Below are 13,866 nucleotides of genomic sequence, written 5' to 3'. Positions count from 1 at the left end.
CCCTCACTTCACGGTGCGCAACTTGGCGCGGTCGATCGTCAGAGCGATAGCGACGATCAGCACGACGCCGAAAACGATCTGCTGGCGTGTCGCATCGATCTCGAAATAGAGCATCGAGGCGCGGATGACGGCGACGATGAGCGTGCCGACCACCGTATTGACGACGCCTCCGACCCCACCCGTCAGCGGCGTGCCGCCGACCAGCACCGCGACGATGGCCGGCAGCAGGAAGCCGTTGGCGATCGTCGGCGCTCCGCCGGAGAGTTTGACGGCGAACAGCAGGCCGGCGATGGCAGCGAGTGCGCCGGATATCGCGAAGGCGAGAATCTTGTAACGCGCGACATTCAGTCCAGACGCGGCGGCGGCAAGCTCCCCCGCGCCGACTGCCTTCAGGGCGCGGCCGAGCGTCGTGCGGCGCTCGATGAAGAGGCAGGCCAGAACAAGAACGGCAGCAATGAGCAACTCGTTCGGCACGCCCCAGATACGGCCGATCATCCAGCCGAAGGTCTCGTTGCGCTGCGTCGCATCCATATTGAGCGCACGCTGGCCGGACAGCCATTGCGCTATCGAGAAGGCGATGCCGCCGACGGCAAGCGTCGAGATGAACGACGGCACATAGAGCCGCGTGGTCACGAAGCCGGAAAGACCGCCGAGCAGAAAGCCCGCAAGCACGCAGACTACCGCCACCCACGCCCCCATCGACGCCAGGTAGACGGAGGCGATGACCGTCACCATATTGGCCATGGACTGCGCCGAAAGGTCGATGCCGCCGATATAGATGGCGAAGGTGAGCCCGAGCGCCATGATGAACAGCGGCACGATGTCTCCGGCAATGCCGAGCAGGTTCGAAGGGCGCAGGAAGCCCGGATCGTTGATGCCGACAATTGCGACGAGCACGACAAGCGTGATCCAGGGCAGGTGCGGCTTGAAGCGTTGAATGTCCATCTTGTCCCTCAGATCATGTAGTGCAGCAGGTCGTAGGGCGTCGGCTTGGCGCCCGGCTCGCAGGTGAATTGCGTCTGGATGCGACCGTCCTTGACGACGATGATGGTATGCGAAAGGCCGATGGCCTCTTCCAGGGTATCGGCGACCAGAACGATGCCGACGCCCGCCTCGCTCATCGCCCGGACCATGTCGTAGACGTCTTCCTTGGCGCCGATGTCGAGACCGCGCGTCGGGTGATCGAGCAGCATGATGTCTGAGCCGGCGGAGCGCCACTTGGCAAGCACGACCTTCTGCTGGTTGCCGCCAGAAAGATTGCCGCAATCGGCGAATTCGGAATGCGCCTTGATCGACAGCTTCCTGATCCAGTCGCGCGCCAGCGCCCGCTCCTCGGCAACACGCAGAACGCCGCCGCGCGAATGGTTCTTCATCTGCGAGAGCGTCATGTTCTCATAGACGTTCATGCCGGCGACGATACCCTCGATCTTGCGCTCGCGCGGCACATAGCCGACGCCGTGGGCCACCGTATTGCGGGGAGAATAGCCGTTGGCATCCGCGCCCTTGATGACGAGGCGCCCAGTCGCCGGTGTCAGCATGCCGTAGATGGTGCGCAGGATCGCCTCGCGACCTGCCCCCTCCGTGCCGACGAGGCACAGGACCTCCCCGGCATGCAGTTTCAGGGAGATGTCCTGGATACGCCCCGGGAGACCGACGCCCGCCATCTCGACCAGCACCTTGGACGGATCGAACGGCTTTTGCAGGTGCTCGCGGTAATATTGCTTGTCGACGTTGCGGCCGACCATCTTGTGCTGGATGGCATCCGCCGTTGCCCCGCCGCGCTCGACGACGTCGACCACTTCGCCGTCCTTCATCACATAGATGCGATCCGAGAGCGCCATCACCTCGTCCATGCGGTGCGAGACGAAGATGAAGGAGGCACGGGTCGTCAGTTCGCGGACAAGCTTGAAGAGAAGCTCGACCTCCTCCTTCGAAAGGACCGAGGTCGGCTCGTCGAGCAGGATGACGAGATCGCCCTTCACCCGCTCCTCCAGCGTCAGCACCTTGGCAAGTTCCACGAGTTGGCGCTGGGCGAAGGAGAGCTTCGACGTCACCGTCGCCGGATCGATATCGAGCTTCACCTTGGCGAGCTGGGCCTTCGCCGCCCTGGCCATGGCCTTCCAGTCGACCACGCCGAAGCGGACGAACTGGCGCTCGTAGCCGAGGAAGATGTTCTCCATGACGGTCAGGTTCGGGATCAGGGACTGTTCCTGGAACACCATCCCGATGCCCTTTTCCATCGCCTGCCGTGGATTGGCGAAACGCACGGACGATCCATTGATCAAGATCTGGCCGCCGTCCGGCTGGTACGCGCCGTAGATGACCTTCATCAGGGTCGATTTGCCGGCGCCGTTCTCGCCGACGAGGCCGACGATCTCGCCGCGCTTGATATGAAAGTCGATGGCTTTCAGCGCATGGACGCCGGGAAATTTCTTGTCGACGGCTTTGAGCTCGTACATGGCGCGCCTCACTTCACGAAGGAAACCATCTTGCGGTCGGTCGAAAGCACGACGGCAAGAATGACGAGCAAGCCGAGCACGCCGGCCTGGAGGAAATCGGGCAGGCCGATGACGACCATGCCGTTGTCGATGACGCCGACGATCAGCACGCCGACCAGCGCGTTCCACACGCCGCCGATGCCGCCCCAGAGGGCCACCCCGCCCACGACCACCGAGGTGATCGACACGAACATGAAGTTGGCGCCCGTAACGGATTCCGCCTGTCCGATGCGAGCGACGACGAGGATCGCGGCGATAGCGTAGAAGACACCGGCAAGTGCAAAGCCCGCCATACGGACGCGGGTGACGTTGAGGCCCGAGGCATGGGCCAGATCCTCGCCGCCGCCGACCGCGTAGAAATTACGGCCGAGCGTCGTATGCGTCTGGATGAACCAGCCGACGAGCAGGAAGAAGCCGGCGACATAGACCATCAGCGGGAAACCGAGCCAGCGCACCGTGAGCAGTCCGCGAAACGCGGCATCGCCAACCTTCACGATATCGCCGCCGGTCAGCAGGACCGCGGCGCCCGTGCCGACGAAGCCCATGGCAAGGCTCGCCATGAAGGATGGAACCTTCAGCTTCACGTGCACCAGCCCGTTGAGAAGCCCGATCAATCCGCCGAGGACGAGCACAATCGGAATGGCGATCCAGCCCAGACCGGCGAGCGAGCCGCCGAGCTGGGCGAAGATGAAGGCGAAGGAAACCGCGGTAAGCGAAACCGTTCCTTCCATGGAAAGGTCGATCGACCCCATGACGATGATGAACGTGACGCCGACCGCAACCATAAGCGCCGGGGCCGCCGCAATCGCGATGCGGGCGAAATTCCGCAGCGAGAAGAACATCGGATTGAGCGCGGTGAAAAAGATCACCAGCGCGATCAGCACCAGCAGCGGCGCCCATTTGATCAAGGTTTCGCGCGATAGACGACGTGTCACGTCAGACACCCCTCTTCCAGGAAAACATAGGGGGAACTGGCGGCAGCGGCGGGCGCTGCCGCCCGGCCGGTTCAGGACTTGTACTGGATCTGGCCGTTCGACGGCCCCCAGAAGTCCTTCCAGTCGTAGGCCGGAACCGAGTCGAGATATTTCGCCTTGAACTCGGCGGCGTCCTTGGCCGTGACGAGGATCGTCGGGCCATAGAATTCGCGGTGTTCCTTCGGCTCTTCGGACGGCTTGAAGGTGCCGATGGCCGCGTGGTAGGCGAGCGCCGCGCTGATGCCGCCGCCCCAATGCGGGTTGGTGAAAACAGTGGCGAGAAGCTGGCCGTCCATAACCATCTGCACAGCTTCCGGATTGCCGTCATAGGCGACGATCGGCATATTTTCGATGCCCTCGGCGCGCAGCGCCTCGATGACACCGTAGGCGATGTTGTCGTTGGCGCAATGCACGCCCTTGATCTTGTCGCCGTAGCGGGTCAGGAACGAGGACATCAGCGCGGCGCCCTTCTGGGTGTCCCAGTCCGCCGGCTGGGCGTCGAGCAACTCGATCTTCGGGAAATCCTTCAGCGCGTTCTTGAGGCCGGCAAGACGCTCGACGGCCGGGTTGTTGGCCGCGATGCCGCCGAGATGCACGACACCGCCTTCGCCGCCCATGGCTTCGAAGAGGATGCGGGCGGTCTCTTCCGCCGGCTTCTCGTCCGACCAGGTCATGTGCGAGACGTAGTTGTCGCCGAAATCCCAGGGATGGAGATCGTCGGTCTTGTTCCAGATCGTCGAAATATAGGCGCCGGCCGCCTGCACCGCCTCGACGACGGGCCGGGCATTGGGGCTGTCGTTCGGGTCGCAGGCAATGGCGCAATTGCCGTTGTTCTTGGCGAGGAAGGCCTTGATGTCGGCGAGCGACTTTTCCGTCGAGCCCTCGTTGATCAGGCTGACCAGCGCGCCTTTCGGCTTGCCGAGCGATTCCACGAAGGCCTCGCCGCCGGAAACGACCGAGTTCCAGTAGGCCGATGCGCGGTCACGATAGCTCCAGGCGATCGCCGGATCCGTCAGCGCAGCCGCAGCCGTACCCCGTCCGAAAACGCCCGGCACTGCGGCTACACCGAGGCCGGCTGCCGTGGCGAAGAGAAAGTTGCGGCGGCTGATCGTTTCCCGCTCGATGAAATCCTTGATAAAGGTCGACATTGGCTCCTCCGGTTCCCGTTTGAAAAAACATTGCTGCATGGCGGCGAATCCGGCTCCCGCGACAATCGGAAACCCACTCCCGGCAATGCGCGCCACTCCAATAACGCACTAACTAGTTACTGCACTATTGCCATCGCCGTCAAGTGGGCTACACTGGCCTTGAGCATGTCGTGCGGTTCGGATGTTTTTGACGATGGCCGATTCGTGCATATATGACCGGAACAGTAGAAACCCCGACCGCGGCGGAGAGCAATTTTGAACGCGACCAGCGACCAGCAGGAAAAACCCGGCCGCAAGCCACGTATCCGCGACGCGGAGGCCACCAAGACCCGCATCCTTGAGGCTGCGAAAAAGGAGTTTGCGAAGAATGGCTTAGGTGGCGCGCGCGTGGATGACATCGCCGAGAAGGCCAAGGCCAACAAACGTATGATCTACCACTATTTCGAGAGCAAGGAGGGGTTGTTCCAGACCGTTCTCGAAGAAGCGTATCTCGACATCCGCAGCGCAGAACAGAAACTCCATCTCGAGGATCTCGATCCGAAGGCCGCGCTGGAACAGCTCGTTCGCTTCACCTGGGAATATTATCTGAAGAACCCGGAATTCCTGACTCTCGTCAATAGCGAGAACCTGCACCGCGCAAAGCATTTGAAAAAATCGGACATCGTCAAGTCCTCCAGCCGCAAGCTTGTCGGCATGGTCTCGGAGATCCTTGAACGTGGCGTGGCGGCAGGCGTGTTCCGCAGCGGCATCGACCCGGTGCAGCTCAACATCACGATCGCCGCCGTCGGCTATTATTACCTGACGAACCGCTTTACCGGCTCGATCATCTACGAGCGGGATCTCATGGCCAAGGACGCTCTCGAGGACAGAATCCAGTTCAACATCAAAACCATCATGCACCTGGTATGCATATGACGCCGGGGGCTTGAACCGGCGGGGCGAAGTTGCCCCGCCGTAATCCGGGCGGCCGATTCCGTGCCGTTCCGGCTTGAGTCGCCAGGACCGTCCCGGTGAAGACTTCAACGGTCCATACCCGACCGGTTTGGGAAGAGACTTATATCAATTGCAATGCCGAAGGCAGGGCCATGATGGGGCCGAGCGCCGAGAGCGCGGGATTGAACCCCTGCCCGCAGGCAAAATAGCGATCCGCTTTCCAGACGCGTCCAGCCGGCAAGCCACCGTGGAACAATCGAACGACAACCACGCCATCTAGGCATGCTGCGGCGCGCTGCCTTTCATTTCCGTGAGAACGGCCCGTGCTCCGGCAAGCAGCAGGCCGAGATCGACCGCCCCGGCAATGAAGCGGTAGCCCCAGCCGCGGTAGCGCAATGCGTCGGCAGCATTGGTGGCGAGGATACCAGGCGCCTTGCCCGCAGCACGTATACGCGCGGCAGCCTCCTCGAGCACGACCTGCACCTCCCCGGCGCCCGCCCGACCGAGAAAGCCCATCGAGGCTGAAAGATCGGAGGGGCCGATGAAGACGCCGTCGACACCCGGCACGGCGGCGATCTCCTCCAGCCGCGCGAGCGCGCCGACCGTCTCGATCTGCACGAGGACGGCGACCTCATCGTCCGCGACCGTGAAATAATCCGACGTCAGCCCAAAGCGGCTGGCCCGCGTCGCACCGGCGACGCCCCGCAGTCCCCTCGGCGGATAGCGGGTTGCCGCGACGGCGGCCGCCGCTTCTTCCGGGCTCTCGATGAAGGGCACCAGCAGTGTCTGGGCGCCCATGTCGAGGACGCGCTTGATCAGTACCTTGTCGTTCCAGGCCGGGCGGACGACCGCCTGCGCCGTACCGATCGCGGCAGCCTGCAGCAGGGGCTGGACGGCGGCGAGATCGACCGGGGAATGTTCCGTGTCGAACAGCAGCCAGTCGAAGCCGACGAGCGACAGGGCCTCCGAGGAGATCGGGCTGCCGAGCGTCAGCCAGAGGCCGTTCTGGGTTTCGCCGGCCAGCAGCCGGCGCTTGAAGCTGTTGCGGGGCGCCTGCATCGCCGCCTCACACGAACTGGACGGCGACGGCGCCGAGCGGGCCGAAATCGGCATGCAGCGTATCGCCCTTCCTCGCCCAGACGGGCCGGGTGAAGCTGCCGGAGAGCAGCATGTGGCCGGGCTCCAGCGTGACGCCGAAGGGGGCGAGCTTGTTGGCGAGCCAGGCGACCGCCATGGCCGGATGGCCGAGCACGCCGGCGGCAAGGCCGGTCTCCTCGATTTCCGAGTTGCGGTAGAAGATGGCGCCGGCCCAGCGCAGATCGATGTCGGTGGGCCGGACAGGCCGGCCGCCGAGCACGAGGCCCGCCGCCGCGCCGTTGTCGGCCACGGTGTCGAAGATCCTGCGCGGCTCGGTGACACGCGCATCGATGATCTCGATGGAGGGGATGACCCATTCCGTGGCGCGCAGCACATCGACGAGGCCGACATTTGGTCCCTTCAGCGGCTCCTTCAACACGAAAGTCAGCTCCGGCTCGACGCGCGGCACGCAGAAATCCTCGAACCGCACCTTCGCGCCGTCTGCAAGCACGAGATCGTCGAACATGTAGCCGTAGTCCGGCTCGTCGATCTTGGAGGCGGCCTGCATGGCCTTGGAGGTAAGGCCGATCTTGTGGCCGATGATCTTCGCGCCCGCCTTCACCCTTTCGGCGGCAACGGCCGAGGAGATGGCGTAGCTGTCGGCGATCTCGATCTCAGGGAACATTTCCGAGGGGCGGCGGCCCTGCACCTTGGTCCGGTGGCTTTCTAGGAGGCTTGCCGCGCATTCGGCGCGCTGTTCGTCATTCAACATTCTTGGCGGGCCTTTCAGAGTTTGATGCAGACGTTGCGCAGCTCGGTATAGAACTCGAGCGAATGGACGCCACCTTCGCGGCCGATGCCGGAGGCCTTGGAGCCGCCGAACGGAGTCCTGAGGTCGCGCAGGAACCAGCAGTTGACCCAGGCGATGCCCACCTCGATCTGCCGCGAGATACGGTGGGCGCGGGAAAGATTGGTCGTCCAGATCGACGTGGCCAGCCCATAAGGACTGTCGTTGGCCAGCGCGACCGCTTCCTCCTCGCTGTCGAAGGGAGTGATGTGCGTACAGGGACCGAAGATCTCCTCGGTGATGACGGGCGCATGCTGCGGCAGACCGGTCCACACGGTCGGTTGGATCCAGTAGCCGCCCTCGTAGCCCGGAAGGTCAGGCACGCCGCCGCCGGCAAGGATCGTCGCGCCTTCCGCCTTCGCCTTCTCATAATAGGAGAGCACCTTGCGGCGGTGCTCGGCGCTGATCAGCGCGCCCATCGTCGTCGCCGGGTCGAAAGGATCGCCGAAGCGGTAGCTGCGGGCCTTCTGCGCCAGCCCTTCGGCCAGCCGTTCGAAAATGCCGCGCTGGACATAAAGCCGCTCCGTGCCGAGGCAGACCTGCCCGGTATTGGCGAAACAGGCGCGCCCGATGCCTTCCAGCGTGGCGTCGAGATCGGCATCGTCGAAGATGATGCCGGCATTCTTGCCGCCGAGCTCCAGCGAGACGGGGCGGATGCCGCCGGCCGCCGCCCGCATGATCGCCTCGCCCGTGCGCGTCTCGCCGGTAAAGGTGATGCCGTCGACATCGGGATGACTGGTGAGGAATTCGCCGGCCGCGCCGGGACCGTTGCCGTGCACGACATTGTAGACGCCGCGCGGAATGCCCGCCGCATTCATCACCTCGCCGAGCAGGGTCGCCGTCGCCGGCGTCTCCTCGGAGGGTTTCACCACGACCGTGTTGCCGCAGGCAAGCGCCGGGGCAACCTTCCACGTCATCAGCAGCAGCGGCAGGTTCCACGGGCAGACGACGGCGATGACGCCGCGCGGCACCCTCAGGGCATAATTGAGCGCGCCCGCCCCGTCCGGCGTCGCCATCTCGAAGGTTTCGGTCGAGGCGGTGAGGATCTGGTCGGCGAAGACGTTGAAATTGGCCGCGCCGCGCGGAATGTCGATATGGGAGGCGATGGAGCGCGGCTTGCCGGTATCGCGGATCTCGGCGGCAAGGAATTCGTCGAAGCGGGCATTGATGCCGTCGGCCACCTTGCGCAGCAGCGCGACGCGCTCGGCGAGCGGCATGCGGCCCCACGGTCCCTTGAGCGCCGCCCGCGCAGCGCCGACGGCGGCGTCCACCTCGGAGCGCCCGGCGGCGGAAACATCGCCGATCACCGCGCCGGTGCTCGGGAAATGATTGGCGAAGACTTCGCCGCTGCCGCGCACGAAATTGCCGTCGATGAAATTCAGATAGGTTGCCACGTCTCGTCCTTTCGCGTGACCGCCGGTCACGATTTCCGTTCAGGGTCGCCCGCCGTCAGGTAGTCCCACATGCGTTCCACGATGCCGCCGGCAAGCGTCTCCCGCTCCGCCGCCTCTTGCGCGCCGATGACCGGCGCGCCGGGCACGCCAATCACCGCAAGCTCGATGCGGCACATGTCCTCCAGGTACCAGGCGCGCATCAGCGCCTCCTCGATCGACCCGCCGCAGACGACCGCGCCGTTGCCGCGCATCAATACGCCCGTGCTGTCTCCCATGGCCGCGGCGACGCCGGCGGCGCGCGCATCGTCGCGGACGAGCTGGATGTCGTTCCAGAAGCCGACGCGCGGGGCGAAATAGGTGCCGAAGCCGTGCCGCATCTCCGGCGGACGGCCGAGCGCGGCGAGCGCCATGACGCTCGGCGACATGAAGCGGATGACGGCACCGGCTGACGGCCTTGCCGCATAGATCTGCTGGTGGATGCGGACTTCGCCCAGCACCCCGTCCGGCAGGCCGCCGCTGACGGGAACCGTCACGCACGGCTCTCCCGGCGCGACCAATCCCGGCGGGCGCGGCGGGCAGACGAGGAAACGCTCCGCGTCGATGCGTGCCGAGCAATGGCCATAGGCGTGTACCAGGCCGGCGCGCCCAAGGGCGCGCGCGGCGACACGCACCGCGGTCGAAAGGTCCTTGGTCATGATGTCAGCCCTTGAAAGCCGCGATATTGGGCTTGGCGCCCCAGTGGCAAAAACCCTTCGGCTCGAAATGGAACTGCCGGTCGCGCCACAGCGGCTCGTCATGGATCTCGCAAACGCCGGTGGAATATTCGAACGTCATGCCCTCCGGGCCGGTGAAATAAAGAAACTGGGCCGAAGAAGTCGGATGGCGGCCGGGGCCGAAGGTGATGTTGACCTGGTTTTCCCGCACATGGCCGAAGGAGCGCTGAATGTCGTCGGCGCTTTCGACCTGATGGTTGATGTGCTGGATACCCGCCTTGTGATAGGGGAACAGCGCGATGGAATGATGGATCGTGCCGAGCCGCATCAGCGGCGCATCGCCGATGCGGTCGGAAACGCGGGCATTGCAGACCTGTGTCCAGAAGGATTCGTCGCGCTCGGCATCCGTGGTGCACAGCCCGACATGCGAGAAGCCGGTGATGCCGGCATCGCGCGTGCCGTGATAGCGCCTGCCCGACATTTCGGGCCGGACGACGAACTCGATGCCGTTGCCGGTCGGATCGTTGAAGCGGATGAACTCGCGGACATGGCGCGCGTCGCATTCCTGCGCCGAGCCGTAATGCACGCGATGGCCGAGGCCTTCCAGCGTGGCAGCGGCGCGCTGGAGGTCGTCCGAGGAGCCGATCTCGAAGGCCGTCACCTGGTCCTGCGGGTCCCCTTCGAAATAGCAGAGCGTATGTTCACGGGCATCCGACTTGAAATAGGTCGCGCCGCGGCGGCGTTCCGACACTTCGAGGCCGAGAATGTTGACGGCGAACCATTCCGCGCCGGCAAGGTCGATTGTGCCAAGCCGGCAGTAGACCACGTCCTTGAGTTCGATCATCGCTCTTCTCCTCCCTGGAATTCCGGGGCAAGGCAGGGCGAGCCCCAGGCGCAATGCGAGCGTGCGGTATCGGAGAACTGGCGAGCCCCGCGCGCGGCGACCTGCGGCCCCGCCTCGGTCTCGGCCACGTAGGAATAATAGATGTCGCCGGGGCCCCTGGCGGTGACGAAGACGGCGTTCGACGCCGCCTGCCGGCCGGGGCCGTGCATGACCGGGACCTGACGCGACTGCAGGAAGTACCAGCCCTGCATGACATTGTTGATGCCCTCGACCGCCCAGCTCGCGCCCAGGATGCCGTCGCGCTCGGACGGGTAGAGCGCGATGCGGTGATGGGCCTCGTCGAGCCGCAGGAAGGCGGCTTCACCAATCCAGTCGGAAACCGCAAGGCCGATGCCGCGGGTCCAGAAAACCTCGTTGGCGGCGATATCCGTGCAGGCAAGCTGTACGGCCTCGAAACCGGTGATGCCGGCATCGCGCGGGCCATGATAGCGCCAACCCGACGTCAGCGGCCGCCAGACCAGTTCGACCGTCACGCCGTTCGGCGCGGTGACGGCAAGCCCGCTCTTGACCTGTCGTATCCGGCATTCCTCCGCGTCGAGGCGAGCCGGCGACCACTCGGCAAGCCGGCCCTCGGCCGCATCGAGATCCTGGCCGCGCCACCGTCAGCGCGACGGCCGGGCCGTCGTTGCGCGTATAGCAGAGCGCATAATTGCGAGCATCGGAACGGAAGCGGCGGTTGTCGTCGTCGCTGTCGCCAGCCTGGAGACCGAAGACGTCCGTTGCAAAGGACGCAGCGACAGCCAGATCCGGCACCGGCAGGCGCAGATACCTGAGGTCGCGATAGAATGCAGTCATTTCCGTCTCCCCGGGCGCGCTCCCACACACCCTTTCCTCGCCGCGCATGAAGCATCCGATGCCGTCGCGCAAGGGGCAGCATCGATCATCGACATTTCTTTGGTGAACACATAAAATATCGATATTATGCCGAAGTCAAATTCTAAATTGATGTTTTTCCGAAAATGTCATAATCTCGAAAATCATAACAGGGGTTGGCATCGTTGTCGAAAACGCAACAGGACATTCTGGAAACCGGGGATGAAAAGACCCAGGCTGAAAAGGCTTACAGACTGGTCCGGGAAGACATCATCACCGGCGCGCTTGCGCCCGACATGAAGCTGAAAATCGATTTCCTGCGCGACCGCTACGATATCGGCGCCGGCCCGCTCCGCGAGGCGCTGGCCCGCCTTTCGGGCGAGCATCTCGCCACTCTGGTCGGCCAGCGCGGCTTCGTCGTCGCGCCGATGTCGGTGTCCGATGCCCGGGAAATCGGCCATCTGCGCAAGATCTTCGAGGCGGACGCGCTATCGCAGTCCATACCCGCCGGCGACCGGCAGTGGGAGGAGCGCGTGATCACCACCTATCACCGGCTGGAGCGGATCGAGCTCTCCGACAAGCAGGGCGCTGACCGGCTGAAGGAGTGGGAACGGCTGAACAACGACTTCCACGAGGCGTTGGTGTCGGCCTGTCCCTCCGTCTGGGTGCTGCGCATGCGCGAGATGATGTTCCGCCACCACGAGCGCTATCGCCGGCTGTCCCGGATCAAGACCCTGTTCACCCGCGATATCCATCTGGAACACCGCGCTCTGCTCGACGCGGCGCTCGACCGTGACGTCGAGCGCGCCATCGACGTTATCCGCAGCCATATCGAACGCACCACCAATGCGGTGACCGAAGCACTGGAGCGCATTGTCGCCTGACGCAGGTCGCGCAAAAACTGCGCAGCGGTTTTGCGGAAACGACACGCGGAAACAAGGAGCTAAAGCGTGAGAGCGGATCTGCAGGATCGCGACGCGCCCTAGCAGCGAACCACACCATTTCACCGAAAAACACAGAGACGAAACTCGGCAAAATTTGCACTCTTGACAAATTATCGATATTTTTGCTTTATGAGAAATAATATTGATAAACTTTAGGAGCGGATCGCTCCAGATGAGGTTTCCATGTCCATCTTCGCCGCCGTCGAGGCCCATACGCCGCAGTTTTCCCACTGCAGTGACGCCATCTGGGATGAACCGGAACTGGCCTTCGGCGAAAAAACGGCGGCCGACCGGCTGAGCCGTCTTCTCGCCGCCCACGGTTTTGCCGTGACGCGCGGGATTGCCGGCATGCCGACGGCCTTCCTCGCCGAATGGGCCTCCGCCGCCGATGCGCCGCATACCGTGGCCTTCCTCGGCGAATACGACGCTCTGCCCGGCCTAGCGCAGACGGCCGATCTCAGTGCGCAGGTGGCCGCATGGCCGGGCACGCCCGGCCATGGCTGCGGGCACCACCTGCTCGGCGCGGCCTCGGCCCTCGCAGCCGTGGCGCTGGCAGAAACGCTGAATCGCGAGGGCCGGCCCGGCCGCGTGCGCTTCTACGGCTGCCCGGCGGAAGAAGCGGGCTCGGGCAAGGTGTTTCTGGTGCGCTCCGGGGCTTTCGATGACGTCGACGCCGCCTTCACCTGGCATCCGCATATCGTCAACGAGGTGGACGCAGAAACGTCGCTTGCGTTCGTCGAGGCGCGCTTCCGCTTCACCGGCCGCGCCGCCCATGCCGCCGCCACGCCGCATCTGGGACGTTCGGCGCTCGACGCGGTGGAACTGATGAGCGTCGGCGTCAACTATCTGCGTGAACACATGCCGCCCGATGCCCGCGTACACTCGGCCATCACCGATACCGGCGGAAACGCGCCTAACGTTGTGCAGGCGACGGCCGAGGTCGTGTGGCTGATCCGCTCGCCCGCCTCGGCCGATTGCGAGGACGTCTTTGCGCGCGTCTGCGACATCGCCAGGGGCGCGGGGCTGATGACCGGCACCACCGTCGCCCATGCCATCACGGATGCAGGGCAGAACATCCTTCTCAGCCGTGCGCTGATGCAGGCGATGGAGCGGCATCTTCTTGCCGCCGGCGCGCCCGCGCCGACGCCGGAGGACCTTGCCTTCGCCGCCGAACTGCGCGGCAAGGCGATCAGCGAGGCCGATATCGCCGGTTCGCTCGGCGGGCGGCCTCAGGCGCTACGGGCCGCGCCGTACCACACCGCCGTCCTGCCCCTACCCGCGGACGACCGTCTGGCCTTCGTTTCCACCGATGTGGGCGACGTGAGCTGGGTCGTGCCGACTGTGCAGTGCCACACCGCCTGCTACGCCATAGGCACGCTTTTCCATACCTGGCAGATGGTGGCCCAGGGCAAGCGCGCCCAGGCCCATGCCGGCCTTGCGCTCGCCGCCAAGGCGATGGCGGCGACGGCCGCCGAATGCCTCGCCGACCCCGACCTTATCGCCAGAGCCAAGGCTGAACTTGCCGAGCGCCGCGGCGGACGCGCCTATCGCAGCCTGCTGCCGCCGGAAACTGGCCCGGCGCTGCCGGCCTGAACTCCATCCATATCCACGACGCTTTCAG

Annotated in this window: 13 protein-coding genes; 3 read left to right on the top strand and 10 right to left on the bottom strand. The window is 64.6% G+C overall.

The window, feature by feature from the left end; all coding sequences use genetic code 11:
* Window positions 1–3: 3 nt before the first annotated feature.
* The 4 genes from DEM27_RS18035 to DEM27_RS18020 all read right to left on the bottom strand — a co-directional run bounded on the left by DEM27_RS18035 (window position 4) and on the right by DEM27_RS18020 (window position 4,620).
* On the bottom strand, window positions 4–945 hold the full coding sequence (locus tag DEM27_RS18035) for an ABC transporter permease (protein ID WP_109459644.1): 942 nt from the start codon (window positions 943–945) through the stop codon (window positions 4–6).
* 8 nt (window positions 946–953) lie between these two features.
* Window positions 954–2,459 (bottom strand): sugar ABC transporter ATP-binding protein, encoded by a 1,506-nt coding sequence (locus DEM27_RS18030; RefSeq protein ID WP_109459643.1) that lies wholly within the window; start codon window positions 2,457–2,459, stop codon window positions 954–956.
* A gap of 8 nt (window positions 2,460–2,467) precedes the next feature.
* The gene (locus DEM27_RS18025) at window positions 2,468–3,433 is read right to left on the bottom strand and encodes an ABC transporter permease (RefSeq protein ID WP_109459642.1); all 966 of its coding nucleotides are present in this window, start codon (window positions 3,431–3,433) and stop codon (window positions 2,468–2,470) included.
* 71 nt (window positions 3,434–3,504) lie between these two features.
* Window positions 3,505–4,620 (bottom strand): sugar ABC transporter substrate-binding protein, encoded by a 1,116-nt coding sequence (locus tag DEM27_RS18020; RefSeq protein ID WP_109459641.1) that lies wholly within the window; start codon window positions 4,618–4,620, stop codon window positions 3,505–3,507.
* Window positions 4,621–4,875: 255 nt separating this feature from the next.
* Between DEM27_RS18020 and DEM27_RS18015 the strand changes: the two genes are divergently transcribed.
* Window positions 4,876–5,535 carry a TetR/AcrR family transcriptional regulator gene (locus DEM27_RS18015; RefSeq protein WP_109459640.1) on the top strand — a complete coding sequence of 220 codons (660 nt, stop codon included), beginning with the start codon at window positions 4,876–4,878 and terminating at the stop codon, window positions 5,533–5,535.
* 294 nt (window positions 5,536–5,829) lie between these two features.
* On the opposite strand, the gene DEM27_RS18010 is transcribed toward DEM27_RS18015, so the two are convergent.
* Genes DEM27_RS18010 through DEM27_RS34640 form a run of 6 tightly spaced genes read right to left on the bottom strand, consistent with a single transcriptional unit; the run spans window position 5,830 to window position 10,961 of the window.
* Window positions 5,830–6,612, bottom strand: a complete 783-nt coding sequence (locus tag DEM27_RS18010; RefSeq protein WP_109459639.1) for an HpcH/HpaI aldolase family protein — start codon at window positions 6,610–6,612, stop codon at window positions 5,830–5,832.
* Between the two features lie 7 nt (window positions 6,613–6,619).
* A complete protein-coding gene (locus tag DEM27_RS18005; protein WP_109459638.1) occupies window positions 6,620–7,402 on the bottom strand; it encodes a fumarylacetoacetate hydrolase family protein in 783 nt (260 codons plus the stop codon).
* Window positions 7,403–7,416: 14 nt separating this feature from the next.
* Window positions 7,417–8,871, bottom strand: coding sequence for a 2-hydroxymuconic semialdehyde dehydrogenase (locus tag DEM27_RS18000; RefSeq protein ID WP_109459637.1), 1,455 nt, complete (start codon window positions 8,869–8,871; stop codon window positions 7,417–7,419).
* Window positions 8,872–8,897: 26 nt separating this feature from the next.
* Window positions 8,898–9,566, bottom strand: a complete 669-nt coding sequence (locus DEM27_RS17995) for a class II aldolase/adducin family protein (RefSeq protein ID WP_109459636.1) — start codon at window positions 9,564–9,566, stop codon at window positions 8,898–8,900.
* A 4-nt stretch (window positions 9,567–9,570) separates the two neighbouring features.
* Complete coding sequence (locus DEM27_RS17990) at window positions 9,571–10,428, bottom strand: VOC family protein (RefSeq protein WP_109459635.1); 858 nt, start codon at window positions 10,426–10,428, stop codon at window positions 9,571–9,573.
* Window positions 10,425–10,961, bottom strand: coding sequence for a VOC family protein (locus DEM27_RS34640; RefSeq protein ID WP_245445907.1), 537 nt, complete (start codon window positions 10,959–10,961; stop codon window positions 10,425–10,427). The genes DEM27_RS17990 and DEM27_RS34640 overlap by 4 nt, the downstream gene beginning before the upstream one ends.
* A gap of 525 nt (window positions 10,962–11,486) precedes the next feature.
* Here DEM27_RS34640 and DEM27_RS17980 point away from each other — a divergent pair.
* Together DEM27_RS17980 and DEM27_RS17975 are read left to right on the top strand one after the other, a co-directional pair.
* Entirely contained in the window at window positions 11,487–12,185 is a 699-nt protein-coding gene (locus tag DEM27_RS17980; RefSeq protein ID WP_205908916.1) for an FCD domain-containing protein, read from the top strand.
* A 243-nt stretch (window positions 12,186–12,428) separates the two neighbouring features.
* Entirely contained in the window at window positions 12,429–13,838 is a 1,410-nt protein-coding gene (locus DEM27_RS17975; RefSeq protein ID WP_245445905.1) for an amidohydrolase, read from the top strand.
* Window positions 13,839–13,866 lie beyond the last annotated feature (28 nt).

It is taken from the genome of Rhizobium album, assembly GCF_003122325.1.
In the GTDB taxonomy this organism is placed as follows: domain Bacteria; phylum Pseudomonadota; class Alphaproteobacteria; order Rhizobiales; family Rhizobiaceae; genus Metarhizobium; species Metarhizobium album.
This window is presented reverse-complemented; position numbering and strand designations above follow the sequence as displayed.